Here is a 25495-nt window from a genome sequence, read left to right on the forward strand (position 1 = left end):
TTGGAGCTCCGCCCGGGTCGTCGCCCGGTGCGGGGCCCGGCCGCGGCCGTGGTCACTGCCCGTCCCCCCAGTCTTCCGTGTCGTCCATGTCGTCCATCTCGTCCTCGAACTCGTCGATCTCGTCCTGGCTGAGTGCCACCAGGTCGAGGTCGGAGGGCGTCCAGCCGCCGGCCCCGGGCTCCCGGGTGTGCCGGACCAGGGCCCGCAGGGCGTGGAACCAGCCCTCGGCGAGGTCCTCGGCGTCGGCCTGCGGCAGGGCCAGGCCGGCCCAGGTCCAGCGGGCGCTCAGCCGCGGGCCGTCCGGGCCGTCCTCGGTGACCGCGTTGACGTCCAGGACGTGCGGCAGCGGCATCCCCGGGTCGGCCCCGGCGGCCAGGGCGGCGGCCTGCTCGGTCAGCGACCAGTCCTCGCCGGTGGGCGCGGGCAGCCGGCCCAGGTAGTTGAAGCCGAGCTGCGGCCGGGCGGCGCCGGCCAGCTGTCGGGCGCCGGCCACGTCGAGGTGGCGCAGTTGGCCCCAGCCGAGTCCGTGGCCGGGCACCATCCGCAGGTGCTCCTTGACCAGCTTGAGGCTGTGCCCGGCGGCGGGGCCGCCGGCCAGCGCCTCGGTGAGGTCGACCGGGCCGGGGTCCAGCCGCAGCGGGTAGGCGGTGGTGAACCAGCCGACCGTGCGGGAGAGGTCCACCCCGGGGGCGAACTCCTCGCGCCCGTGGCCCTCCAGTTCGACCGGCACCGGGCGTTCCGGCCGCCCGGTGCGCCGGCGCCAGTCGGCGACGGCGAGTGCCAGGGCGGTCAGCAGCACGTCGTTCACCTCGGCGTGGAACGCCCCGGTGACCTCGGTGAGCAGGGCCGCGGTGGTGTCGGTGTCCAGGACCCGGTGCAGGGTCCGGGCGGTACCGAAGGTGTCCACCGCCGGGTCGGCGGGCCGGTGCCCGAGCGGCTCCCCGTCGTCGGCCGACTCGGCGCGCCACCAGTCGAGTTGGGCGCGCAGTTCGGGGCTGCCGGCGGTTCGCTCCAGCAGGGCGGACCAGTGCCGCAGCGAGGTGCCGACCGGTTGCAGCCGGACCGGTTCGCCCGCGGTCGCGGCCGTGTGGGCGCGGGCCAGGTCGGGCAGCAGGATCCGCCAGGACACCCCGTCCACCACCAGGTGGTGCAGGGTGAGCAGCAGCTCGCCGCCGGACGGGTGCCAGAGCGCCTGGACCATCCGGCCCGCGCCGGGCGCCAGCCGCTCGCGGGCGGCGACCGCCTCGGCGGGCCAGTCCACGGTCGGCCCGCCGTGGATCCGCAGCAGTGCCGCGGCGTCCACCGTGCCGGGTGCGCCGATCAGCAGCGACCAGTCGGGCCGCAGCCGCATCCGCAGCCCGTCGTGGTGGTCCAGCACCGCCTGCAGCGCCGCGGTCAGCGACTCCCGGGTGGCGTCGGCCGGGGTGCGCACCAGGACGGCCTGGTGGAAGCCGTCGACCGGTCCGCCGAGGTCGCGCAGCCAGTGCCCGATCGGCAGCTGCCCCAGCCCGCCGACGCCGTCCTCGGTGCCGACCGTGGCCACCGCCTCCTCGCCGTCGCGGGCCACCACGGCCAGCGCGGCCGGGGTCCGGTGGGTGAAGACGTCCTGCGCGGTGACCACCAGCCCGGCCGCGCGGGCCCGGCTGACCAGCTGGATGGAGACGATGCTGTCCCCGCCCAGGTCGAAGAACCCGTCGTCCGCGCCGACCGAGGGCAGTCCGAGCACCTCGGCGAAGACCGCGCAGAACGCGGCCTCCCGGGCGTCGGCCGGGGCCCGGCCGGTGGAGGCGGCGGCGTAGTCGGGAGCGGGCAGCGCCCGGCGGTCCAGCTTGCCGTTGCCGGTCAGCGGCAGGGTGTCCAGCGGGACGAACGCGGACGGCACCAGGTAGTCCGGGAGTTCGGCCGCGAGGGCGGCCCGCAGTTCGCCGACCGGCAGGTCGGCCGGGGTCACGTAGGCGACCAGCCGCTTGTCGCCGGGGCGGTCCTCGCGGACCACCGCGGCGGCCTGCTCGACGCCCGGCCGGGCCAGCAGCGCGGTCTCGATCTCGCCGAGCTCGATCCGGAAGCCGCGCAGCTTGACCTGCTCGTCGACCCGGCCGACGTAGTCCAGCTGGCCGTCGGCCGTCCAGCGCACCAGGTCGCCGGTGCGGTACATCCGGTCGTCCGGGTCGCCGTACGGGTCGGCGGTGAAGCGCTGGGCGGTGAGCTCGGGCCGGTGCAGGTAGCCCAGGGCCACCCCGGCGCCGGCCACGTACAGTTCGCCGATCACGCCCGGCGGGACCGGCCGCAGCGCCGCGTCCAGCACGTACACCCGGGCGCCGGCCAGCGGTCGGCCGATCGGCGGCTTGACCGCTCCGGCCAGGGGTTCGCTGACGGTGGCGCAGACCGTGGTCTCGGTCGGGCCGTACGCGTTGAGCATCCGCCGGCCCGCGGACCAGCGGTCGACCAGTTCGGGCGGGCAGGCCTCGCCGGCCGTGATGAGGGTCAGCCCCTCGGGCATCGGCAGCCGGCCCGGCCAGGCGGCCAGCACGGTCGGCGGCAGGCAGACCACCTCGACGCCGGCCGTCGCGACCAGCTCGGCGAGCGGCTCGCCGGGCGCCCGGTCGGGCTCCGCGGCCAGCACCAGGACGGCGCCGTTGAGCAGCACGGTGAACAGCTCCCAGGCGGCGGCGTCGAAGCTGAACGAGGCGAACTGCAGCAGCCGGGTGCCCTCGTCGACGGCGAAGCGGCCGTGCTCGGCGGCCAGCGCGGCCACCGCCCGGTGCGGCACCAGCACGCCCTTGGGGCGGCCGGTGGAGCCGGAGGTGTAGATCACGTACGCCGGGTGGTCCGGCCCCAGCGGGGTGGTCCGCTCGGCGTCCTGCGGGTCGTGCGCCGGGGCGGCGGCGATCGCGGCGGCGGTGGCAGGGTTGTCCAGCAGCAGCACGGGTGCGCTCTGCGTCTCCGGCAGCCGCTGCGCCACCGAGCCGTGGCTGAGCACCGCCAGCGGGGCGGAGTCGTCCAGCAGGTAGGCGATCCGCTCGCGCGGGTACGCCGGGTCGACCGGCAGGTAGGCCGCGCCCGTCTTGAGGACCGCGAGCACCGCGACGACCGCGTCGACCGTGCGCGGCAGCGCCAGGGCGACGATCCGTCCGGGGCCCGCGCCCAGGGCGATCAGGTGGTGGGCCAGCCGGTTGGCGCGCTCGTTGAGCTCGCCGTAGCCGGTCACGGCGCGCACCGCGCCGTCCTCGAACCAGTGCAGCGCGGCCCGTTCGGGCGCGCGGTGCACCCGCTCCTGGAAGACGTCCGGCAGCCGGACCGCGCCGACGGTGGTCGGGCGGTCGGCCCCGCTCCAGGTGCCGAGCAGCCGCTCGCGCTCCTCGGGCAGCAGGGCGTCCAGTCCGCTGAGCGGCCGGTCCGGCTGGTCGGTCAGCAGGCCCAGCAGGTGGGTCAGCCGGTCGGCCAGGCCGCGCGCGGTGCGCTCGGTGAACAGGTCGGTGCTGTACTCCAGGGTGCCGGTGAGGCCGTCCGGCCCGCCCGCTCCGTCGTACCGCTCGACGAGCTCGAAGGCGAGGTCGAACTTGGCCGTCCCGGAGCCGACCGGGCTGACCTCGGCGGTCAGGCCGGGCAGCTCGGGGCGGGCCCCGGCGTTGTTCTGGAAGGCGAGCATCACCTGGAAGAGCGGCTGGCGGGCCAGCGAGCGGCCGGCCCCGAGCCGGTCGACGAGTCGCTCGAACGGCACGTCCTGGTGGGCCAGGGCGGCCAGCACGGTCTCCCGGGCGCGGCCGACCAGGGTACGGAAGCTCGGGTCGCCGGACAGGTCGGTGCGCAGCACCAGGGTGTTGACGAAGAAGCCGACCAGGTCGTCCAGGGACTGCGCGGTGCGCCCGGCGACCGGGGTGCCGAGCGGGATGTCGGTGCCCGCGCCGAGCTTGCCGAGCAGTACGGCCAGTGCCGCCTGCACCACCATGAACGGGCTGGCGCCGGCCTCGCGGGCCAGTGCGGTGAGTGCGCGGTGCGCCCCGGCGTCCAGCCGCAGCGGCACGGTGGCGCCGCGGTAGCTGGGCACCGCCGGCCGGGGGAAGCCGACGGGCAGCGCCAGTTCCTCCGGCAGGTCGGCCAACCGGCCTGCCCAGTAGTCGAGCTGACGGCTCATCAGACTGTCCGGGTCGTCCGGCTCGCCGAGCAGTCGACGCTGCCACAGGGTGTAGTCGGCGTACTGGACGGGCAGGTCGGCCCACTCCGGGGCGCGCCCGGCCAGTCGGGCCCGGTAGGCGGCCTGGAGGTCGTCGACCAGCGGACGCACCGACCAGCCGTCGGCCGCGATGTGGTGCTGCACCAGCAGCAGCACGTGCTCCGCGCCACCGGTCTCGAACAGCACGGTGCGCAGCGGCGGTTCGGCGGCCAGGTCGAAGGGGGTGCCGGCCCGGGCGGCCAGTTCGGCGTCCAGCTCCTCGGCCGTCCGGCCGGTGAACGGCAGCACCGGCAGCTCGGGGCAGGTCTCGCCGACCGGCAGCACCCGCTGGTGCGGGCGGCCGTCCTCGGCCGGGAAGACGGTGCGCAGGCTCTCGTGCCGGGCCACCACGTCGGCCAGTGCCGCGGCGAGCGCGGCCCGGTCCAGCGGTCCGGTCAGCCGGACCGCGTGGGAGAGGTGGTAGGTGGCGCCCGCGGCGTCCAACTGGGAGAGGAACCAGAGCCGTTGCTGTCCGGGGGAGAGCGGGATCCGGTCCGGCCGGGGGCCGGCCGTCAGCTCCTCGCGGGCCGGTTCGGCGCCGTCCAGGGCGAGCGCCAGGGCGTACGGGGTGGGCGCCTCGAACAGGGTGCGGATCGGCAGTTCGACGCCGAGCCGGGCGCGCAGTCCGGTGACCACCCGGCCGGCCAGCAGCGAGTGCCCGCCGAGCGCGAAGAAGTCCTCGTCGGCGCCGACCCCGTCCAGCTCCAGCACCTCGGCGAACAGCGCGCACAGCAGTGCCTCGCGCTCGGTGGCCGGGGCCCGCCGGTCGCGCCGCGGCGCGTTGAAGTCGGGCACCGGCAGGGCCTTGCGGTCCACCTTGCCGTTGGGGGTCAGCGGCAGCGCGGCCAGTGGCACCAGCGCGGCCGGGACCATGTAGTCGGGCAGCGTCCGGGCCAGTTCGGCGCGGACGGCGGCCGGGTCGGCGTCGCCGGTCAGGTGGGCGACCAGCCGGGTGCCGCCGGACGGGTCCCGGGCGACGGTCACCACCGCGTCGGCCACGCCGGGCACGGCGCGCAGCGCGGCCTCGACCTCGCCGGGCTCGATCCGGTGGCCGCGGATCTTGACCTGGTGATCGACCCGTTCCAGGAACTCCAGTCGGCCGTCGGAGCGGTGCAGCACGCGGTCGCCGGTGCGGTACATCCGGGAGCCGGGGGCGGGCGCGTACGGGTCGGCGACGAAGGCCCCGGCGGTGCGCCGGGGGTCGTCGAGGTAGCCGCGGCCGACGCCGCGCCCGCCGACGTACAGTTCACCGGGCTGTCCGGCCGGGACGGGCTGCAGCGAGTCGCCGAGGACGTACAGCCGGGTGTCGCGGACCGGACGGCCGATCGGGGCGCGCACCGAGTCCAGGTCGGCGGGGGAGCAGATCAGGGCGTGGGTGACGTCGTCCGAGCACTCGGTCGGCCCGAAGGCGTTGACCAGCGGGATGCCGGGGCACAGCGCGAACCAGCGCCGGGCCAGGTCGGCGGGCAGCGCCTCGCCGGTGACCACCAGCCGTCGCAGCAGGGCGAGTCCGGGCAGCGCGGCGCCGGCCTCCCAGGCGTCCAGGGCGGCCCGCAGCAGCGAGGGGACGACCTCCAGGACGGTGACGCCCTCGGCGTCGGCGAGCGCGAACAGCGCGCCCGGGTCGGCGGCGAGCTCGCGGGACACGACCCGCAGCCGTCCGCCCGCGACCAGCGGGCTGAGCATCTGCCAGACCGAGATGTCGAAGGTGACCGGGGCGTTGTGCACCACCGTGTCGGCCTCGGACAGCTCCAGGTCGGCGTGCTTGGCCAGCAGGTGGTTGACCATGCCGTCGCGGTGCACCATGGCGCCCTTGGGGCGGCCGGTGGAGCCCGAGGTGTAGATGACGTACGCCAGGTCGTCGCCGGTGCCGGCCGGGGCCAGCAGCCGTTCGTCGCGGGCCCGGTCCAGGGCGAGGACGGCGGGGCGCCCGGGCAGCGCGTCGAGCAGGGTGTCCAGGTACGGCCGCTGGTCCTCGCCGTGCAGCAGCACGGCGGCGCCGGCGGCCTCGACCAGGGCCGCGCCGCGGGCGGCCGGGGCCCGGACGTCCAGCGGCAGCCAGGCGGCGCCGGCGCCGAGCACGCCGAGCACGGCGGTGACGAAGCCGGTGCCGGGGGCGGCGGCGATCGCCACCAGCCGGTCCGGTCCGGCGCCGGCCGCGATCAGCCGGCGGGACAGTGCGCTGGCCCGGGCGACCAGCTCGGCGTAGTCGAGCCGGCCGGCGTCGTCCTGGACGGCGACGGCGTCGGGGCGGGCCAGGGCGAGCTCGTGGATCCGGGGCAGCACGTCGGTGAAGGCCTCGGGCTGCTGCCCGTAGGTGTTCCACTCGATCAGCACCCGCTCGCGCTCGGCCTCGGGCAGGGCGGTGATCCGGCCGACCGGCAGTTCGGTGGAGACGGTGGCGAACTGGGCGAGGTAGCCGAGCAGGGCGTCCCGGAAGAGGTCCAGGCGCTCCTGCGGGTAGCGGTCGGCGTCGCCGTCGACGCGCAGCTCGCAGCCGTCCTCCTCGCTGTCCAGGAAGAGGATCTGGAGGTCCGGGACGGGGCCGGTGGACAGGTTGCGGACCCTCGCCCGGCAGTCGCCGAGAGCGAAGGTGCCGCCGGTCTGCAGCACGTTGACGGTGGGGCCGAAGGTGCGGCCGGCGTCGCCGGTCAGGCCGAGTTCGCGGCGGATCGCGTCGTGCCGGTGGCGCTGGTGGCGCAGCGTACCGCGCAGGACGGCGGCGGTCCGGGTGAGCAGGCCGTCGCGGCCGAGCGCGGGGTGGGCGTCCAGCGGCAGCGGCAGGAAGTTGGCGCGCATGCCGGGCACGGACTGGGCCAGCGGGGTGGTGCGGGCGGCGACCGGGAGGGTGAGCACGACCCGGTCGGTGCCGCCGAGTTGGGCCAGGCAGCCGGCGGTGGCGCCGATCAGCAGGGTCTGCCAGGTGACCCGCTCGGCCCAGGCGGCGTCCTGCAGCCTGGTGACGGTGTCGGCCGGGATCCGGCCGGTGCTGCGCACGGTGGACCGGGCGGGTGCGCCGAGGTGGCCGGAGAGCACGGTGGGTTCGAGGCCGTCGGCCAACTGCTCGGCCCAGTAGGCGCGGTCGCGCTGGTGGGCGGGGGAGTCGAGGTGGTCGTGTTCCTCGGCGAGCAGTTCGGCGAGGGTGGGGTCGGCGGCGGGTTCGGCGTCGGGCAGGTCGTACTCGGCGGCGAGCCGGCGGTAGACCAGGGCGCGGCTGAAGCCGTCCAGCAGGATGTGGTTGGCCTTCATGTACAGCCAGGCCAGCTCGGGGCCGATCAGCACCAGGGTGGCGGCCAGCGAGTCGGGGCCGAGCGAGGAGGGCAGTTGCCGGTCGGTCTCCAGAAACGTTTCGGCAGCGGCGAGCGGGTCCGGCTCACCGGTCAGGTCGAGCACCGGAAGGGGCCGCGGGTGCGGCGGCTCGACGATCTGGACCGGCTGCCCGTCGCGCTCGGCGAAACGCACCCGCAGGCACTCGGTGCGGTCCTGCACGCGCTGCCAGGCGGCCCGCAGCCGCCGGTGGTCCAGCGGGCCGGTCAGCTCCAGGCAGTCCGCCATGGTGAACACCGGGTTGCCCGGGTCGAGCTGCTGGGCGAACCACATCTCCCGCTGGGCGGCGGACAGCGGCAGCTCTTCCGGATGTGCTGATTCGAACAATGGCGATGTGTGACGCATCGTCATCTTACCCCCGTGGCAATGGCGTTGGGCGCCGCCGGGCGTTCGACCGCATCCAGTGCGTCGACGCCGTAGATGTCGCGCACCCATGCGCTCTGGTAGATGGTGTCGAGATAGCGGTCGCCCAGGTCGGGCGAGACGGCCACGGCGACGACGTCCTGGTCGTGGCGGTGCTCCGCCAGCCAGGCGGCGGCTCCGCTGACCACCGTTCCGGTCGAGCCGCCGAACAGGAACCCGCCGCGGGCGAGCCGGTGGCAGGTGCGGACGGTGTCGAGCTCGGCCACGTGCACGACGTCGTCGACGAAGCTCTCGTCCAGCAGGGCCGGTCGGACCCCGGCCCCCAGGCCGGGGATCATCCGCGGTCCGGGCTCGCCGCCGAAGGTGACGGAGCCGATGCTGTCCACCGCGACGATCCGGGTGGCCGGCCGGTGCTCCTTGAAGTAGCGGGCGCAGCCCATCAGCGTCCCGGTGGTCCCGGCTCCGACGAACAGCAGCTCCAGGTCAGGGAACTGACGGTGGATCGACGGGGCGGTGGTGCGGTAGTGGGCCCGCCAGTTGTCCGGGTTGGCGTGCTGGTTGAGCCAGACGTAACGCGGCGAGGAGGCGCACAGCCCCCGGACGTAGTCCAGTCGGGCGCCCAGGAAGCCGGTCTCCGGCGAGGGCTCGGTGATCATGTGCACCTGGCCGCCGAGGGTTTCGATGAGCTGCCGGGTGGACAGATTGGTCCGTGGGTCGACGACGCAGATGAAGCGGTAGCCCCGGACGGAGGCGATCATGCTGAGCGCCATCCCGAGGTTGCCCGAGGAGGACTCCACCAGGATGGAGTCACGGTTCAGCCGCCCGTCCCGCTCGGCCGCGTCGACCATGCTGAGCGCCGCTTTGAGCTTGACGGAGCCGGCGAAGTTGAAGCCCTCGCACTTGAGGTACAGCGGATAGTCGAACATCGCCCGCAGGTCGACGAAGAGCTCGTCCTCGTTGAACTCCTGCGGCGTTCTGATGATGGGCATCGCCCGTCCCCCTACGCGGTGGAGTGAGTGACGGGACGTCAGTCCCAGATGATGTCGTCGCCGCCGTGCACGGAACCGGTGACCGCGGCGGTCGGGACGGCGGTGGTGCGGGCGGCGGAAACGGTGATGCTGCGCATGGTGGACCCCCGGTGGTGAATGGCGCCGCGGGCCGTGGAACCGGCGGCGGCGAAACGGGCTGTAACGGATGGCTGCGCGGTCGGGTTCGATTCCGGCGCCGAAACGTCAGGCGGGCAGGGAATCCGAATCCGGGGAGAGGGGCGTCCGGCCCCTTCGGGTGGAGCGGGGACGTCAGTCCCAGATGATGTCGTCGGCGTGCGCGCCGCCGGTGGTCTTGCCGACGGGGCCGTCCCAGATGATGTCGTCGCCGTGGGCGGCGGCGACCGTCGGGTGGACCGGGGTGCCCTTGGTGACCGGGCCGTCCCAGATGATGTCGTCGGCGTGCACGGAGCCGGCCGCCGGGTGGGCGGGGGTGCCGCTGGTGACCGGGCCGTCCCAGATGATGTCGTCCCCGTGCACGGAACCCGCGCCCTGGGTCGCCGCCGTCGTCACGGTGGCGGCGCCGGCGACCGGTGCGGTGAGGGCGGCGCCGGCCAGCAGCAGGCCGAGGACGGCGGCGGCGCGGGCGGCGGTGCGGGTGGCGGAAACGGTGAAGCTGCTCATGATGAACCCCCGGTGCAAATTGAGCCGCGGGCCGTGAAATCGGCGGCGGCGAGACAGGTGATACGGATGAGTGCTGTGCCTGGTTCAATTCCCGCGGTGAATGACCGCGCGGGACCGGCGCTCGAATCCTCCGGGAGGGGGCTTCGGCCCCCTTCGGCATGACCAAGTCTGTCTCGCACACACGTTCCGTGCCACAGTTCTCGATGTCAGGGTCCTGCCCTGGCAGCACCCTGCACCGCGCCCGCGCCGCAGGTCACTCCTCCAACAACGGCAGCCGGTCGTCGCTGAATTCGGCCGCCAGCCGCCATCCGCGCAGTTCAGGCGCGTCCCGCAGACAACGGCGGGCGATCCGTTGCGCGGCGGAATCCGACTCTCCGGATTTCGGCGGGCCGAGAAAGAAGACAAGATCGGCGCCGAGTGGGTCGATCTCGACATAGACGTGCTCAAGTCGGTCGACCGGATCGGCCGCCTTCCGAAGCAACTCGACGAGTTTGTCGGGAGTGACCTGTTCCGGCCCGACCTTACCCCGAACCAGACGTCCGACAGTGATATACATGTCAAATCCTCTCGTGGGTGGACCCGCGCGTAGTCCGCAGGAAAGGGCCTGGCCCCAAACGGCGGCTGGGAGTGGGCGGGGTGTCGTAGCATGCCCCCGAGATCCGGCAATGACGTGGCGTCATCAGGTTCAATATCGGGGGGGCAGGCGGTGCTGTCAGTGTTAGGACTGGATCCCGATGCCGAGGCCGTGTACCGGACGGTGCTGGCCCGGCCGGAGCTCGGAATCGCGGGGGTCGCGCACGATCTCACCTGGCCGGAACAACGGGTCCGGGACGCCCTGGACGGGCTGGCCCGGCTCACCCTGATCAGGCATTCCGAGCTGGAGCCCGGGCACCTCCTCCTGGTCAACCCGGAGGTCAGCCTGGCGATGCTGATCGGCCGGCAGGAGGCCGAACTCGCCGAGCGGCAGCGCCAGATCGCCCAGAGCCGGCTGGAGGCGGCCAAGCTCGTCGCCCAGTACGCCGAGAGCCGCAAGGGCGAACGGGGCCTGGGCGTCGAGCAGTTGGAGGGGGTCGACCAGATCCGGCTGCGGCTGGAGGAGCTCTCGCACTCCTGCACCGCCGAGATCATGGGCTTCGCGACCGGCGGCGGGCAGTCGCCGGCCGCCCGAAGAGCCGGGCAGGTCGCGGACCAGGAGGTCTTCGACCGCGGCGTGCAGATGCGCAGCATCTACCTGGAGAGCGCCGCCAACGACGGCGGCACCATCTCCCACCTGGAGTGGCTCACCGGAAGGGGCGCCCGGGTGCGGATAGCCCCGTCGCTCCCGATGCGCCTGGTGATCTTCGATCGCAAGGTGGCGGTCGTCCCCACCGATCCGGACGACACCAGCGTGGGGGCCCTGGTGCTGTCCGGTCCCGGACTGGTCTCCGCGCTCTGCGCGCTGTTCGAGTACGTCTGGGAGAACGCGACCCCGTACGGGAAGTCCTCGGGCAAGGGGACGGAAGGCCTCAACCCGCAGGCCATGGCGGTGCTCAGCCTGCTGGCCCAGGGCCACACCGACGAGGTGGTGGCCCGCAAACTCGGCGTCTCGGTGCGCACTTCGCGCCGGATCACCGCGGAACTGATGGCCTGGTTGGGCGGCCGGAGCCGGTTCCAGGCCGGGGTGATCGCCGGCGAGCGCGGTCTGCTGCAGGGCGGGGCGTCGGAGCGGGTGGACGACTAGGGCTGGGGCCGGGGCTAGGGCCCGGGCCGGGGCGGGAAGCGAACAGCCGGTCCGGGCGGGGCGACTGTCGCCGCCCCGCCCGTACCGGCCCGCCCGGTGCTTCCTCAACGGGTCACCGCGGTGCGGTAGATCCGCAGGTCGACCGGGATCAGCACCGCCAGCAGGCCCGCCACCACGATCACCGCGAGCAGCACCGGGTGCCGGTCCGGCAGGCTGTCCCCGACCACGGCCGGGGCGTTGCCCCACAGCTCCCGGCAGGCCCCGGCCACCAGGCTCACCGGGTTCCACTCGGCCACCGCGCGCAGCCAGCCGGGCAGCCCGGTCAGCGGCATGAACGAGTTGGACAGGAACGACAGCGCCACCAGGAACAGCGCCGAAATCCCGTTGATCGCCTCGGCGTTGCTCAGCACCATGCCGATCAGCGCGCCCAGCCAGAGCATCGCGTAGGCGAAGGCCAGCACCAGCACGAAGCCCAGCGCGGCCGAGCCGAGGTCCTTGTGGATCCGCCAGCCGACGCCGAGGCCGGCCAGGGCGACCGCGCCGGTGGCGGTGGCGGTGGTCAGCAGGTCGGCCGCGGTGTGGCCGACCAGCACCGTGGCGCGGCCCATCGGCAGTGAGCGGAAGCGGTCGATCAGCCCGGTGCGCAGGTCGGCGGCCACGCCCAGGGCGGCCACGCCGACGCAGGTCAGCCCGACCTGGGCGAACACCCCGGCCATCACGTAGTCGTGGTACTCGCCGGAGCCGGTCACCGTCACCACGGAGGCGAACAGGTAGCCGAGCACGATCACCATGGTCACCGGGGTGAGGGTGATCGCGATGACCTTCTCCGGGGTGCGCCGCAGATGCCGCAGATGGCGGCCGATCAGCGCGGCGGTGTCTCCGAGGGCCGTGCCGAGGCCGGCCGGGGCGCCGATGTCACTCACTGCTGGTCTCCCGTCCGTCCGGCGGCGGCCGCCACCGGTACCCGCTCCTCGTTCCGCCCCGCCGGCTCCTCCGGCTGGTCCCGCTGCTCCGGCTCGGCCCGCTCGGCCTGCGGGGCGGCCTGCTCCGGGGCCCGGCCCACCTGGGCGCCGCGCCCGGTCAGCTGGAAGAACACGTCGTCCAGCGACGGACGGCGCAGCGCGAAGTCCGTCACCGGCACCCCGGCCGTCTCCAGGGCGACCGCGGCGGCGGCGATCGTGCCGATGCCGTCGGCCAGTTGGACGGTGATCCGGCGCCCGCTGAGGTCCACCTCGGGCTTCGCGGCGGCCACCGGGGCGAGCACGGCCAGCGCCTGGGGCAGGGCCGCCTCGGTGCCGACGCCCACCTCCAGCCACTCGTCGCCGACCTTGCGCTTGAGCTCGTCCGGGGTGCCCTCGGCGATCACCCGGCCGGTGTCGATCACCAGGATCCGGTCGGCCAGGAAGTCGGCCTCCTCCAGGTACTGGGTGGTGAGCAGCACGGTCACCCCCTGGGCGACCTGCTCGCGGACCATCTCCCAGAGCACCAGCCGGCTCGCCGGGTCCAGCCCGGTGGTCGGCTCGTCCAGGAACAGCACCGCGGGCCGGCCGATCAGCGCGGCGGCCAGGTCCAGCCGACGGCGCATGCCGCCGGAGTAGGTCTGGGCCGGCTTCCCGGCGGCGTCCTCCAGCTCGAACCGGGCGAGCAGCTCGGCCGCCCGGTCACGGGCCCCCTTGCGCCCCAAGTGCAGTAGTCGGCCCAGGAGTTCGAGGTTCTCGCGGCCGGTGAGCAGCCCGTCCACGGCGGCGTACTGGCCGGCCAGGCCGATCCGCCGGCGCACCTGGCGCTGCTGGCGGACCACGTCGAACCCGGCCACCTCGGCCCGGCCCTGATCGGGCTCCAGCAGGGTGGCCAGCAGTCGGACGGTGGTGGTCTTGCCGGCCCCGTTGGGGCCGAGCAGGCCGAGCACGGTGCCGGCGGCCACCTCCAGGTCGACGCCCTTGAGGGCGTGGTGCTCGCCGTATCTCTTGCCGAGACCGGTCGCCCGAATAGCGGTGTCCATCATTCATTCCCCCTTCCACGGAGGTTTGTCGATCGTTCGGAACAGAAGACGCCGGAGCGCATTCCGGCGCGTAATCACGGAATTCGGTGGAATCGTTCGGCGGGGTCGGCCCGGTACGGGTCCCGACCCGCGCGACGGGCGGTCGCCCGGGTTCGGCGGCCGGTCGGATTCACCGGTTCATCGGCCCGGCGTCACTCGATGGTGGCCCGCTCGAATGGTTGTCCCTCAACGGGAACCGACCGTAGCACCGGGTGAACGGGCCAGGTAAGAGCCTCCGAGCCGCCTCCACTGGCAGCAGCTTGCCACCGCAGGATGCTGCAACTCCCGGAGGCCCCACGGCGGTTCGTAAGGGCCTACGGTCGTGGTTATTCCGCCGGTCCCCCTCATGCCGGTGAGGACACACCCGCAACCCGAATGTCGCCACCGCGGCTTGATCATGCCGCCGACCCGCAGGAGAGGTAATGGCACGTCAAAGCAATTTCGCGGCCCGACTGGGCGAGTGGAGTGCCCAGCACCGGAAGACCGCCGTGTTCGGCTGGATCATCCTCGTCGTCCTGGTCACCGTGATCGGTGGCATGGCCGGCCAGAAGAACCTGACCCAGGCCGACTACGGGACCGGTGAATCGGGCCAGGCCGCCCAGGTCCTGAAGGACGCCGGGATCAAGGATCCGGCCAACGAGCTGATCCTGGTCCACAGCGACGGACTGACCACGGACTCCCCGGAGTTCCGCAGCGCCGTCCAGGCCACCGCCGACGCCGTGAACAAGACCGGGCTCGCGGAGAACCTGCGCGACCCGTACACCACCCAGGCCTTCTCGGCCGACAAGCACTCCGCGCTGATCATGTTCGCCGTCACCGGCGACCCGGACACCGCGGCCGACCGGATCGACCCGGTGATCACCGCGGTGCAGGACACCGCCAAGGCGCACCCGCAGGTGACCCTCGGCGAGTTCGGCGGCGCGAGCGCCCTCAAGGGCATCGACGACAGCCTCGGCGACGACTTCGCACGGGCCGAACTCACCGCTCTGCCGGTCGCGTTGGGCATCCTGCTGGTGGTCTTCGGCGCCTTCGTGGCGGCCGTGCTGCCGGTCGCCCTGGCGGTCACCGCCTGCATCGGCGCGATGGGCCTGCTCGCCCTGAGCAGCCAGGCGGTGCCGGTGGACGGCATGACCAACTCGGTGATGTTCCTGATGGGCCTCGCCGTCGGCGTCGACTACTGCCTGTTCTACCTGCGCCGTGAGCGCGAGGAGCGGGCGGCCGGTCGGGACAAGGCGACCGCGCTGCGGATCGCCGCCCACACCTCGGGCCACTCGGTGATGGTCTCCGGTCTCACCGTGATGGTCGCGATGGCCGGCATGTTCCTCTCCGGGCTGACCGTCTTCGAGGGCTTCGCGATGGCCACCATCGAGGTCGTCGCGGTCGCGGTGGTCGGTTCGATGACCGTGCTCCCCGCCCTGATGTCGATGCTCGGCGACAAGGTCGCGTCCGGCCGGATCCCGTGGATCAGCAAGCGCCGCCAGGCCGCCGTCGCCAACCCGAAGCCCGCCAACGCGCTGCTGCGCGGGGTGCTGGCCCGGCCCGCGATCTTCGCCACCCTGGCCGCCGCCGTCCTGCTGGTGCTGGCCGCCCCGGCGCTCGGCATGAAGACCGAGAAGCTCGGCATGGACAAGCTGCTGCCCTCGGACAACCCGCTGGTCTCGGTGTCGCACCAGATCGACAAGGAGTTCCCCGGCTCGCCCTCCCCCGCCATGGTGGTGGTCAAGGCCGACGACATCGACTCGCCGCAGGTCGCCAAGGGCATCGAGGACTTCAAGCAGGCCGCCGTGGCGTCCGGGAAGACCGGCAACCAGATCGACGTGCGGTACTGGAAGGACAAGAACATCGCCGAGATCAGCGTCCCGCTGGCCGGCAACGGCACCGACGACACCTCCAAGGCGGCGCTGTCCGCACTGCGCGGGCAGATCGTCCCGCAGACCCTGAAGGCGGTGCCGGGCACCACCGCGCTGGTCGCCGGCGACCTCGCCTTCTCGGTCGACTACAACAACCAGCTGGACAAGAGCATCGTCCCGGTGTTCGCCTTCGTCATGGGCGTCACCTTCCTGCTGATGCTCTTCTCCTTCCGCTCGCTGACCATCTCGATCACCTCGATCCTGCTCAACCTGCTCTCGGTGGCGGCCGCCTACGGCGTGATGACCGCGGTCTTCCAGCACGGCTGGGGCGCCTCGCTGGTCGGCACCAAGGCGCCGGGCGCGATCGAGTCCTGGATGCCGCTGTTCGTCTTCGTGGTCCTCTTCGGCCTCTCGATGGACTACCACGTGTTCGTGGTCTCCCGGATCCGTGAGGCCTACCTGTCGGGCAAGTCCAGCCGGGAGGCGGTCGGCCTCGGCATCCGCAACACCGCCGGGGTGGTCACCAGCGCCGGTCTGATCATGGTCGCGGTGTTCGCGGTCTTCGGCACCCTGGGCATGCAGGACTTCAAGCAGCTGGGCATCGGCCTGGCGGTCGCGGTCCTGCTGGACGCCACCCTGGTCCGCGCGGTGCTGCTGCCCGCGGTGATGGCCCTGCTGGGCGACGGCAACTGGTACCTGCCGCGCTGGCTCGGCGGCGGCCGCCGCACCGCCCCCGCGCACGCCGCCGGGGTGCCCCAGCCCGTCGGGCAGCACGAGCCGGCCGGCACCTACGTCGGCTGACCCGGTCCCGCCCCTCCTCCGCCCGCCACTTCTGGAGCCACCACCGTGTTCGAGTTCAGAGTCATCGACGGCACCACCGCCCGCGAGGTCATCGCGGGAGCCCGCCCGCGGATCGTCCAGGAGGTCCGGGAGACCTACCTGACCCACGGCGCCGGTGAGTCCGTCAACCCCGACAGCTACTTCCTGCGCTTCCCGGCCAAGCCGGACGCCCGGATCATCGCCCTGCCGGCCTACCTGGGCGGCGGTGTGGGCCTGGCCGGCATCAAGTGGATCAGCAGCTTCCCGGCCAACGTCGAGCGGGGCTTCCCGCGGGCCTCGGCCGCCCTGCTGCTGAACGACTACGAGACCGGCTACCCCTTCGCCGTCCTGGAGGCCTCGCAGATCAGCGCGGCCCGCACCGCGGCCTCCGCTGTGCTCGCCGCCGAGGTGCTCGGCGGCGGGCGCACCGCCGGCCGGCTGGCGGTGGTCGGCGCCGGCATCATCGCCCGCAACATCCTGGAGTTCTTCGGCGCCCAGCAGTGGGAGATCGACGAGCTGGTGGTGCACGACCGCAAGGCCGAGTACGCCCGGGCCCTGGCCGACCACGCCGACGCCGAACTCGGCTACCCGGCGCGGGTGGTGGAGGACCTCGGCGAGACGCTCAAGGGCGCCGACGTGGTGGTGCTGGCCACCACCGCGGGCGAGCCGTACATCCTCGACCCGGAGACCTTCGCGCCCGGGCAGCTGGTGCTGAACATCTCCCTGCGCGACCTCGCCCCCGAGATCATCGGCGGCGCGTACAACGTGCTGGACGACGTCGAGCACTGCATGAAGGCGAACACCTCTCCGCACCTGGCCGAACAGCTCTACGGCAACCGGGAGTTCGTCACCGGCACGCTCGCCCAGGTGATCGAGGGCGAGGTCGCGGTCGGCACCGACCGCCCGGTGGTCTTCTCGCCCTTCGGCCTCGGCGTGCTCGACCTCGCGGTCGGCGCGCTGGTGCACGACGAGGCGGTGGCCGCCGGCAAGGCCACCGAGATCCCCGGCTTCTTCGCCGAGACGACCCGCTGGTAGTCCTCGGGGCGTGTCCGACACGCCCGCACGGCGGGACCGGCCCCCAGCGGGCCCGCCGAGGACGCCGGCCACTCCGGGACCGGCCCCCACCGGGCCCGGCGCCACCGACGAGGGCCCCGACCGCTCACCGCGGTCGGGGCCCTCGTGGTGTCGCGGTCGGTCAGGCGTCGCCGCCGCCGAAGCGGGCCGTCCAGGCCGCCAGGTCCTCGTCGGTGATCTTCGCGAACAGCACCGGCGGCACGGTGAACGGCGTTCCGGCCGGGACCAGTTCCAGGGCCCGGGCCTCGTCCCCGGTGATCCAGCCGCGCTCGTCGGACGGGAGCGCGAAGGCGCCGCGCATCGCCGCCGCCGCGGTCGGGATGAACGGCTCGGACACCACCGCGTACAGGTGGATCAGGTTCATCGCCGTCCGCAGGGTGAGCGCCGCCGCCTCCGGGTCGGTCTTCACCTGCAGCCAGGGGGCCTTCTCGTCCAGGTAGGCGTTGCCCGCGCTCCACAGCGCGCGCAGCGCCTGAGACGCCTTGCGGAAGTTGAGCGCGTCCAGCTGGGTCTCGTACTCGGCCAGCAGGCCGGCGATCTGCTCGCCGAGCCGCTGCTCGGCGTCGCCCGCCGCGGCCCCGACCGGGACGTCGTCGCCGAAGCGCTTGCGGCTGAACGAGAGCACCCGGTTGACGAAGTTGCCGAGGGTGTCGGCGAGGTCCTTGTTGACCACCGAGGCGAACAGGTCCCAGGTGAAGCTGGAGTCGTCCGACTCGGGCGCGTGCGCCATCAGGAAGTAGCGCCAGTAGTCGGCCGGCAGCAGCTCCAGCGCGACGTCGGTGAAGATGCCGCGCTTCTGGCTGGTGGAGAACTTCCCGCCGTAGTACGTCAGCCAGTTGAAGGCCTTGACGTAGTCGACCTTCTTCCACGGGCGGCGCGAGCCGAGGATGGTGGCCGGGAACATCACGGTGTGGAACGGGACGTTGTCCTTGGCCATGAACTCGGTGTAGCGGACGGTCCCGTCGGCCTCGTACCACCAGGACTTCCAGTCCCGGTCCTGTCCGGCCGGGGCGGCGTCCGCCCACTCCTTGGTGGCGCCGATGTACTCGATCGGGGCGTCGAACCAGACGTAGAACACCTTGCCCTCGGCGGCCAGTTCGGGCCACACGTCGGCCGGCACCGGGACGCCCCACTCCAGGTCGCGGGTGATCGCGCGGTCCTGGAGGCCCTCGGTGAGCCACTTGCGGGCGATCGAGGAGGCCAGCACCGGCCACTCGTCGCCGTGCGCGGCGATCCAGGCCTCGACCTCCCCGGTCAGGTCCGACTGGAGCAGGAACAGGTGCCGGGTCTCCCGGACCTCCAGGTCGGCGCTGCCGCTGATCGCCGAGCGCGGCTCCAGCAGGTCGGTCGGGTCCAGCACCCGGGTGCAGTTCTCGCACTGGTCGCCGCGCGCCTTGTCGTAGCCGCAGTGCGGGCAGGTGCCGACGATGTAGCGGTCCGGCAGGAAGCGGCCGTCGGCGTTGGAGTACACCTGGCGGATCGCCCGCTCCTCGATGAAGCCGTTGCGCTGCAGCTCGCGGGCGATCTCCTGGGTGATCTCCCGGTTCTGCGGCGAGGAACTGCGGCCGAAGTGGTCGAAGGACAGTGCGAAGCCGTCGTACACCGCCTTCTGCGCCTCGTGCGCCCGGGCGCAGAACTCGGCGACCGGCAGCCCGGCCTCCTGCGCGGCCAGCTCGGCGGGGGTGCCGTGCTCGTCGGTGGCGCAGATGTACAGCACCTCGTGGCCGCGTTGGCGCAGGTAGCGGGAGTAGACGTCCGCCGGGAGCATCGACCCGACCATGTTGCCCAGGTGCTTGATCCCGTTGATGTACGGAAGGGCGCTGGTGATCAGGTGCCGAGCCATCCTCGGATGCTCCGATTTCTCCCGCACGCGCACCCCACCCGGAGTGCTGTGCCAGGCGCAGGGGTCCACTGTGGGCTGCCAAGCCTACCGCCGTCGGAGTGGCGTACCGTTCCGCCTCACGGTCGGGGCAGGTCGGCGACGCGGTCGAACTCCCCGTCCTTGACCCCGCGGACGAACGCGGCCCACTTGCGCGGTGTCGTCCGCACGACCACCTCGGGCCGGTCCGACTCGCGGATCTCCACCAGGTCGCCGCTCGCCCTGACCTCGACGCAGTCGCCGCTCTCGCCGCTGGCCGACGCCTTGCGCCAAACGTTCATGCGAAGTCTTTCAGTAAGGCCCGGATGAAGTCCCGGGACTCGGCCGTCCCGAGCGCGATCGCCGCAGCCTTCTCCTTGATCCGCCGGTAGGAGGCCAATTCCGCATCGGAGTGCACGAACTGCGGCCCGTGGGTGAGCTCGATCTGGACGGTGTCGAGCTGCGGAACGGGCCCGCGGGCCAGATACAGGGCCTCCCCGGAGCCGGTGTAGGTGGGGACGCTGAACGGGATCACCCGGATCTCCAGCCCGGGCCGTTCGGAGTTCTCCAGCAGGCTCAGCAACTGCCGGCGCAGCACTTCCGGCCCCCCGAACTGCATCCGCAGCGCGGATTCGTGCAGGACGGCGGTGTACGGCTTCGGTCGGTCCACGAAGATCTGCTGGCGCCGGATCCGGAATGCCGTCCGGACCTCCGCCTCCTGCCGGCGGGACGCGGGCAGCCGCTCGAACACCGCGGCCGCGTACTCCGGGGTCTGCAGCAGCCCGGGCATGAGGGTGCTGTTCAGGATGGACAGCGAGGTGGCGTGGTGCTCCATCTCCGCGATGTCGACGATCGCGGAGGGCATCCGGCCCCGGTAGCCGTCCCACCAGTACTTGCGACGGTCCTGGGTCATGGCGAGCAGCGCGTCGAGGTACGGGCCCTCGGGGCAGCCGCAGGTGCGCGCCCAGATCCGCAGCCGCTCGGCGCTGATGCCCGACTTCCCGTTCTCCATCTGGGAGATCTTGGGCAGGTCGGTGCCGATGGTGACGGCCAGGTTCTTGGGCGTCACACCCACGCGTTCGCGCATCTTGCGCAGCTCGATCCCCAGGCGCTGCTGGCGCACGGTCGGCGACAAGCGGGGTGGCATGACTCTCTTCTCCGGATCGCGGCTACGGTCGATGCTTCCGGTGAAGTGTGCCGTGCACAACGGGCCCTAGCCACCGAATTGGGGGATACCCCACGATGGAGTGAACGTCCAGTGCCTCGGTAGCAACTCTGGCACCCTGACTCTATGGTCGTCCGTGTCACTCACTGACTTGTTGTCCCCTAAACAGTCGCCAATCAGCCGTAAATACACACCAGATGCATGGTCAGGGCGCTCGACATCACCGACCGGAGACAGCCATGCCCCTTCCCCCGTCCCGCCGCCTTCCCCAGCGCAATTCCGCCGCCCGGTGAATGCCCTTCTGGTCGCCGGATTGTCCGCCCTCCTGCTCGCCGTCCTTTTCGTCGGCTGGCTGGTCTGGCTGGTCAACGTCCAACCCCGGGAACTCCGGCCGAGAAAAGGCGAGTTCGCCCCCCGTCATTCCGCCTCCGTCGACCGCGATTAGCGCCCCGGCCCTCCCGACCGGGGCCGGCGGGGCGGAGCGCTCAGCCGCGGGAGAGGCGTTCGGTCAGCCGGGACTCGGCGGCCGGCCACTCGTCGGCGAGCATCGAGAAGTAGGCGGTGTCCCGCCAGGTGCCGGTGGGGCGGAGGCGGTGGCGGCGGAAGACGCCCTCGAACTGGGCGCCGAGGCGCTGGATGGCGTTGCGGGAGCGCTCGTTGAGGGCGTCGGTCTTCCAGAAGACGCGGCCCATGCCGAGGTCCTCGAAGGCGTGGGTGAGGAGCAGCAGCTTGGACTCGCTGTTGACCGCGGTGCGCCACACCGAGCGGGCGTACAGGGTGCCGCCGATCTCGACGTACTCGTCCTTCGCGCTGTAGTCGTGGTAGCCGGTGATGCCGACGGCCGTGCCGGTCGCGAGGTCGACGACGGCGAAGTAGACGCACTGGCCGGTGGCCGTTTCGGCGATGCGGGCGTCGAGGATCGCGCCGAGCTCCTCCTCGGAGGCGGGCGGGAGGGACATCGTCCAGCGCCAGACCTCGGGGTCGGAGCCGACGGAGGCCCAGAGTGCGGCGAGGTGGCGGCGCTCCAGGGGCTCCAGGCGGACGTGGCGGCCGGTGAGGGTGACGGGTGAGGGCAGCTTCGCGGTCATGCCTCCGAACGTAGCGCGACTCTGCACTAGAAGCAATGGAATTCTGTGCTAGTGCAAACCGGGGAGGGTAAAGGGAAGGGCCCCGCGGGACAGTGTGTCCCGCGGGGCCCTGCGCAGAAGTCAGGCCTCAGATGAACGAGTTGATCTGGATCGTCTCGTCCCGGCCCGGGCCGACGCCGATGGCGGAGATCGGCGCGCCGGACATCTCCTCCAGCGCCTTCACGTACGCCTGGGCGTTCTTCGGCAGCTCGGCGAAGGTCTTCGCCTTGCTGATGTCCTCGGTCCAGCCCGGCAGCGTCTCGTAGATCGGCTTGGCGTGGTGGAAGTCCGACTGGTTGTAGGGGAGTTCCTCGACCCGGCGGCCGTCGATCTCGTACGCGACGCAGACCGGGATCTGCTCCCAGCCGGTCAGCACGTCCAGCTTGGTGAGGAAGAAGTCGGTGAGGCCGTTGACCCGGGTCGCGTAGCGCGCGATGACGGCGTCGAACCAGCCGCAGCGGCGGTCGCGGCCGGTGGTGACACCGCGCTCGCCACCGATCCGGCGCAGCGCCTCGCCGTCCTCGTCCAGCAGCTCGGTCGGGAACGGGCCGGAGCCGACGCGGGTGGTGTAGGCCTTGAGGATGCCGATGACCCGGTCGATCTTGGTGGGGCCGATGCCGGCGCCGGTGCAGGCGCCGCCCGCGGTCGGGTTCGACGAGGTCACGAAGGGGTACGTGCCGTGGTCGACGTCGAGCAGGGTGCCCTGGCCGCCCTCCAGCAGGACGACCTTGTTCGCCTTGAGGGCCTCGTCCAGCACCAGGGTGGTGTCGGCGAGGAAGGGCTTGATCTTCTCCGCGTAGCCCAGGTACTCCTCGACCACCAGCTCGGCCGGGACGGCGCGGCGGTTGTAGAGCTTGACCAGGATCTGGTTCTTGTCGTGCAGCGCCGCCTCGATCTTCTGGCGCAGGATCGACTCGTCGAACAGGTCCTGGACCCGGATGCCGACGCGGTTGATCTTGTCCGCGTAGGTCGGGCCGATGCCGCGGCCGGTGGTGCCGATCCGGCGCTTGCCGAGGAAGCGCTCGGTCACCTTGTCGATGGTGCGGTGGTACGGGGTGATCAGGTGGGCGTTGCCCGAGACCAGCAGCTTGGAGGTGTCGATGCCGCGCTCGTTCAGGCCGTTGAGCTCGGAGAGCAGCACGCCCGGGTCGATGACCACGCCGTTGCCGATGACCGGCGTGACGTTCGGGCTGAGGATGCCGGAGGGGAGCAGGTGCAGGGCGTACTTCTGGTCGCCGATGACCACCGTGTGACCGGCGTTGTTGCCGCCCTGGTAGCGGACGACGTAGTCGACGGAGCCGCCGAGGAGGTCGGTGGCCTTCCCCTTGCCCTCGTCCCCCCACTGAGCGCCAACGAGCACGAGTGCCGGCACAGGCGTACACCCCTTCCGGTTGGGGCATCCTGCGTAGGCCGCAGTCTGCCCCGAGATAGACGAAGCCCCTGGCGCAATGGCGCAAGGGGCTCTTGCACCGAGAGATTACCTGAGGAAGGACCGGTCGTGTCGTCCCTGTCCACGCCTGCTACCGGCGGTCCCGAGCCCCTTCTGCTGCTGCTCGACCCGGTGGCCCGGCAGACCGACGGGGAGTCGGTGCGGATCGCGAAGGACGTGCTGTGCGGGGGTGCGGACGTCAAGGTGGCCTTTCCGGAGAGCCCGTCCGAACTCGATCGACTGCTTTCGCACCGGGGTCGTCGGCGACCGGTGGTGATCGGTTCCGACTTCGCCCTGCAGCGGGTGCTGCAGGCGCTCTACCGGCAGCGTGAGCTGGGCGCCGAACCGGTGGGCATGGTTCCGGTCGGCCGGGCCGAGGAGCTGGCGACGGCCCGCGCGCTGGGCGTGCCGGGGGAGCCGGTGCGGGCGGCGCGGGCGGTGCTCTCGGGCGCGCCGCGCACCTTCGACCTGCTGGTGGACGACGGCGGCGGAGTGGCGCTGGGCGGGGTGCGGATCACCGGGGCCGGCAGCCGCCGTCCGGGGGGCCGTCCGGGTGGCTGGCGTTCGCTATGGGCGAAACTGGCTGCGGCCGAGCAGGCGAACGTGCTCGCCCCCGAGGACGTCGACCACAGCCCCCGGGTCCGGGTCGAGGCGGACGGCCGACTGCTCGCCGACGTGCACCGCCCGGTCCGGCTGGTGGAGCTGACCCTCCCGGGCGCGGGGGAGGCCGCCCCGGACGGCACCGGCGTGCTGGAGGTGGTGGTCCGCGCGCCCGGCGCGCTGGTGCGGGCGCGGGCGGCGAGCGTCTCGGTGGTCGGGCGCGGCTTCGGCTACGAGGCGGACGGCCACCCGGTCGGCCCGGTCCGGGCCCGGACCTGGACGGTGCGCCCGGGCGCCTGGGGCCTGCTGCTGCCCGCCGCGTGAGAACCCCCGGCGTGAGAACCCCCGGCGTGAGGACTCCCAGCGCGAGAACCCCGCGCGTGAACCCCGGCTGAACCCCGGGTGAGCAGGCTCACGTTCGGGCCCGCCCGCCGGCCACCCTTCCGCACACGGAAAGCCCCAACAGGCGCGAACCGCAAGGCCAACCGCCGTCCGCCGGAATTCCCCCACCCGAATTCCCGGGCCCGTAAGGGGTTTTGTCTACGCGCGTTACTCCGCGGCCGCCGGTCGGAACGGGCATCCCGCGTTCCGGAAGCCCTGGTCAACTGCCCTAGACTCGAAGGCGTGCCACGTGGTGACGGAAGACTCAACCACGATCTTCTTCCCGGCGAGAAAGGCCCCCAGGACGCTTGCGGCGTCTTCGGTGTCTGGGCTCCCGGCGAGGAGGTCGCCAAGCTCACGTTCTTCGGCCTTTACGCCCTGCAGCACCGCGGTCAGGAATCCGCGGGCATCGCAGTGAGCAACGGCTCCCAGATTCTCGTCTTCAAGGACATGGGACTCGTCTCCCAGGTCTTCGACGAGGCCTCACTGGGGTCGTTGCACGGGCATATCGCCGTCGGACACGCCCGCTACTCGACCACCGGTTCCTCGGTCTGGGAGAACGCCCAGCCGACCTTCCGGGCGACCGTGCACGGTTCGCTGGCCCTCGGGCACAACGGAAACCTGGTGAACACCGCCGAACTGGCGGCCATGGTCGCCGAACTGCCCGGCGAGGAGCACGTCTCGCGCTCCGGCCGGACCGCCGCGACCAACGACACCGACCTGGTGACCGCCCTGCTGGCCGGCCACCCGGACCTCTCCATCGAGGAGACGGCCAAGGTCGTGCTGCCCAAGGTCAAGGGCGCCTTCTCGCTCGTCTTCATGGACGAGCACACCCTCTACGCCGCCCGTGACCCGCAGGGCATCCGCCCGCTGGTGCTCGGCCGGCTGGAGCGCGGCTGGGTGGTCGCCTCCGAGACGGCGGCGCTCGACATCTGCGGCGCCTCCTTCATCCGCGAGGTCGAGCCCGGCGAGCTGATCGCCATCGACGAGAACGGCATGCGCAGCTCCCGCTTCGCCGAGGCGAAGCCCAAGGGCTGCGTGTTCGAATACGTCTACCTGGCCCGCCCCGACACCTCCATCGCCGGCCGCAACGTGCACCTCTCCCGGGTGGAGATGGGCCGCCGGCTGGCCAAGGAGGCCCCGGTCGAGGCCGACCTGGTGATAGCGACGCCCGAGTCCGGCACCCCCGCCGCGATCGGGTACGCCGAGGCCAGCGGCATCCCGTACGGCTCCGGCCTGGTGAAGAACGCCTATGTGGGCCGCACCTTCATCCAGCCCAGCCAGACGATCCGCCAGCTCGGCATCCGGCTCAAGCTGAACCCGCTGCGCGAGGTCATCGCCGGCAAGCGCCTGGTGGTCGTGGACGACTCGATCGTCCGCGGCAACACCCAGCGCGCGCTGGTGAAGATGCTGCGCGAGGCGGGCGCCGCCGAGGTGCACATCCGGATCTCCTCGCCGCCGGTGAAGTGGCCCTGCTTCTTCGGCATCGACTTCGCCACCCGCGCGGAGCTGATCGCCAACGGCATGACCATCGAGGAGATCGGCCGCACGCTCGGTGCCGACTCGCTCTCATACATCTCGATCGACGGGATGATCGAGGCCACCAAGCAGCCCAAGGACCGGCTCTGCCGGGCCTGTTTCGACGGCGAGTACCCGATGGAGCTGCCGGACCCGGCACTGCTCGGGAAGCTCCTGCTGGAGGCCGAGATCAAGGGCGGCCAGCAGAAGCCGGCCGTCCGCGGCAAGCCGACCAGCGGCAGCGACCTGGACGGCGTCCAGTCGCTGCTCGGCGGGGCGGGCGCGGCCGACGCGCTGCGCCGCCCGTAACGAACGCACGGTGGGGTCCCGCGAACCGGGG

General features: G+C 72.6%; 16 protein-coding genes. 5 read left to right on the plus strand and 11 right to left on the minus strand.

Annotated elements, in window-relative coordinates; all coding sequences use genetic code 11:
• Window positions 1–52: 52 nt before the first annotated feature.
• The 4 genes from ABTZ03_RS29390 to ABTZ03_RS29405 form a co-directional block, all read right to left on the minus strand.
• Window positions 53–7867, minus strand: a complete 7815-nt coding sequence (locus ABTZ03_RS29390) for a non-ribosomal peptide synthetase (protein WP_350516133.1) — start codon at window positions 7865–7867, stop codon at window positions 53–55.
• 20 nt (window positions 7868–7887) lie between these two features.
• A complete protein-coding gene (gene sbnA / locus ABTZ03_RS29395; protein ID WP_350516134.1) occupies window positions 7888–8892 on the minus strand; it encodes a 2,3-diaminopropionate biosynthesis protein SbnA in 1005 nt (334 codons plus the stop codon).
• A gap of 309 nt (window positions 8893–9201) precedes the next feature.
• The gene (locus ABTZ03_RS29400) at window positions 9202–9573 is read right to left on the minus strand and encodes a hypothetical protein (RefSeq protein WP_350516135.1); all 372 of its coding nucleotides are present in this window, start codon (window positions 9571–9573) and stop codon (window positions 9202–9204) included.
• 253 nt (window positions 9574–9826) lie between these two features.
• On the minus strand, window positions 9827–10129 hold the full coding sequence (locus ABTZ03_RS29405; protein ID WP_350516136.1) for a hypothetical protein: 303 nt from the start codon (window positions 10127–10129) through the stop codon (window positions 9827–9829).
• Between the two features lie 150 nt (window positions 10130–10279).
• Here ABTZ03_RS29405 and ABTZ03_RS29410 point away from each other — a divergent pair, with 150 nt between their 5' ends.
• A complete protein-coding gene (locus ABTZ03_RS29410) occupies window positions 10280–11293 on the plus strand; it encodes a LuxR family transcriptional regulator (RefSeq protein ID WP_350516137.1) in 1014 nt (337 codons plus the stop codon).
• 104 nt (window positions 11294–11397) lie between these two features.
• Here the strand turns inward: ABTZ03_RS29410 and ABTZ03_RS29415 are convergent, their stop codons facing one another.
• Together ABTZ03_RS29415 and ABTZ03_RS29420 are read right to left on the minus strand one after the other, a co-directional pair.
• Window positions 11398–12216 carry an ABC transporter permease gene (locus ABTZ03_RS29415; RefSeq protein ID WP_350516138.1) on the minus strand — a complete coding sequence of 273 codons (819 nt, stop codon included), beginning with the start codon at window positions 12214–12216 and terminating at the stop codon, window positions 11398–11400.
• Window positions 12213–13295, minus strand: coding sequence for an ATP-binding cassette domain-containing protein (locus ABTZ03_RS29420; RefSeq protein WP_350516139.1), 1083 nt, complete (start codon window positions 13293–13295; stop codon window positions 12213–12215). The genes ABTZ03_RS29415 and ABTZ03_RS29420 overlap by 4 nt, the downstream gene beginning before the upstream one ends.
• A 461-nt stretch (window positions 13296–13756) precedes the next feature.
• Here ABTZ03_RS29420 and ABTZ03_RS29425 point away from each other — a divergent pair, with 461 nt between their 5' ends.
• Both ABTZ03_RS29425 and sbnB read left to right on the plus strand, forming a co-directional pair.
• On the plus strand, window positions 13757–15985 hold the full coding sequence (locus ABTZ03_RS29425) for an MMPL family transporter (protein ID WP_350516140.1): 2229 nt from the start codon (window positions 13757–13759) through the stop codon (window positions 15983–15985).
• Window positions 15986–16030: 45 nt separating this feature from the next.
• A complete protein-coding gene (gene sbnB / locus ABTZ03_RS29430; RefSeq protein ID WP_350516141.1) occupies window positions 16031–17038 on the plus strand; it encodes a 2,3-diaminopropionate biosynthesis protein SbnB in 1008 nt (335 codons plus the stop codon).
• A 160-nt stretch (window positions 17039–17198) separates the two neighbouring features.
• Here sbnB and metG read toward each other — a convergent pair whose 3' ends face one another.
• From metG to ABTZ03_RS29455, 5 genes are all read right to left on the minus strand, one after another.
• Complete coding sequence (gene metG, locus ABTZ03_RS29435) at window positions 17199–18920, minus strand: methionine--tRNA ligase (RefSeq protein WP_350516142.1); 1722 nt, start codon at window positions 18918–18920, stop codon at window positions 17199–17201.
• A 116-nt stretch (window positions 18921–19036) separates the two neighbouring features.
• Entirely contained in the window at window positions 19037–19237 is a 201-nt protein-coding gene (locus tag ABTZ03_RS29440) for a DUF397 domain-containing protein (protein ID WP_350516143.1), read from the minus strand.
• Window positions 19234–20082, minus strand: a complete 849-nt coding sequence (locus tag ABTZ03_RS29445) for a helix-turn-helix domain-containing protein (RefSeq protein ID WP_350516144.1) — start codon at window positions 20080–20082, stop codon at window positions 19234–19236. Before ABTZ03_RS29445 ends, ABTZ03_RS29440 begins: the two co-directional genes overlap by 4 nt.
• A 503-nt stretch (window positions 20083–20585) precedes the next feature.
• Window positions 20586–21188 (minus strand): GNAT family N-acetyltransferase, encoded by a 603-nt coding sequence (locus tag ABTZ03_RS29450; protein ID WP_350516145.1) that lies wholly within the window; start codon window positions 21186–21188, stop codon window positions 20586–20588.
• A 127-nt stretch (window positions 21189–21315) separates the two neighbouring features.
• Entirely contained in the window at window positions 21316–22599 is a 1284-nt protein-coding gene (locus ABTZ03_RS29455; RefSeq protein ID WP_350516146.1) for an adenylosuccinate synthase, read from the minus strand.
• A gap of 126 nt (window positions 22600–22725) precedes the next feature.
• On the opposite strand from ABTZ03_RS29455, the gene ABTZ03_RS29460 reads away from it, so the two are divergent.
• Both ABTZ03_RS29460 and purF read left to right on the plus strand, forming a co-directional pair.
• Window positions 22726–23580: a diacylglycerol kinase family protein gene (locus ABTZ03_RS29460; protein ID WP_350516147.1), complete on the plus strand. Its 855-nt coding sequence runs from the start codon at window positions 22726–22728 to the stop codon at window positions 23578–23580.
• A gap of 300 nt (window positions 23581–23880) precedes the next feature.
• Window positions 23881–25464 (plus strand): amidophosphoribosyltransferase, encoded by a 1584-nt coding sequence (purF, locus tag ABTZ03_RS29465; RefSeq protein WP_350516148.1) that lies wholly within the window; start codon window positions 23881–23883, stop codon window positions 25462–25464.
• Window positions 25465–25495: the final 31 nt, after the last annotated feature.

Source organism: Kitasatospora sp. NPDC096077 (genome assembly GCF_040303245.1).
Classification (GTDB): Bacteria; Actinomycetota; Actinomycetes; order Streptomycetales; family Streptomycetaceae; genus Kitasatospora.

Bases quoted from the DNA above. Each gene is read 5' to 3' on its own strand.
- sbnA (WP_350516134.1), bottom strand. From the start codon at position 8,892: ATGCCCATCATCAGAACGCCGCAGGAGTTCAACGAGGACGAGCTCTTC.
- ABTZ03_RS29400 (WP_350516135.1), bottom strand. From the start codon at position 9,573: ATGAGCAGCTTCACCGTTTCCGCCACCCGCACCGCCGCCCGCGCCGCC.
- ABTZ03_RS29405 (WP_350516136.1), bottom strand. From the start codon at position 10,129: ATGTATATCACTGTCGGACGTCTGGTTCGGGGTAAGGTCGGGCCGGAA.
- ABTZ03_RS29420 (WP_350516139.1), bottom strand. From the start codon at position 13,295: ATGGACACCGCTATTCGGGCGACCGGTCTCGGCAAGAGATACGGCGAG.
- ABTZ03_RS29425 (WP_350516140.1), top strand. From the start codon at position 13,757: ATGGCACGTCAAAGCAATTTCGCGGCCCGACTGGGCGAGTGGAGTGCC.
- metG (WP_350516142.1), bottom strand. From the start codon at position 18,920: ATGGCTCGGCACCTGATCACCAGCGCCCTTCCGTACATCAACGGGATC.
- ABTZ03_RS29440 (WP_350516143.1), bottom strand. From the start codon at position 19,237: ATGAACGTTTGGCGCAAGGCGTCGGCCAGCGGCGAGAGCGGCGACTGC.
- ABTZ03_RS29445 (WP_350516144.1), bottom strand. From the start codon at position 20,082: ATGCCACCCCGCTTGTCGCCGACCGTGCGCCAGCAGCGCCTGGGGATC.
- ABTZ03_RS29450 (WP_350516145.1), bottom strand. From the start codon at position 21,188: ATGACCGCGAAGCTGCCCTCACCCGTCACCCTCACCGGCCGCCACGTC.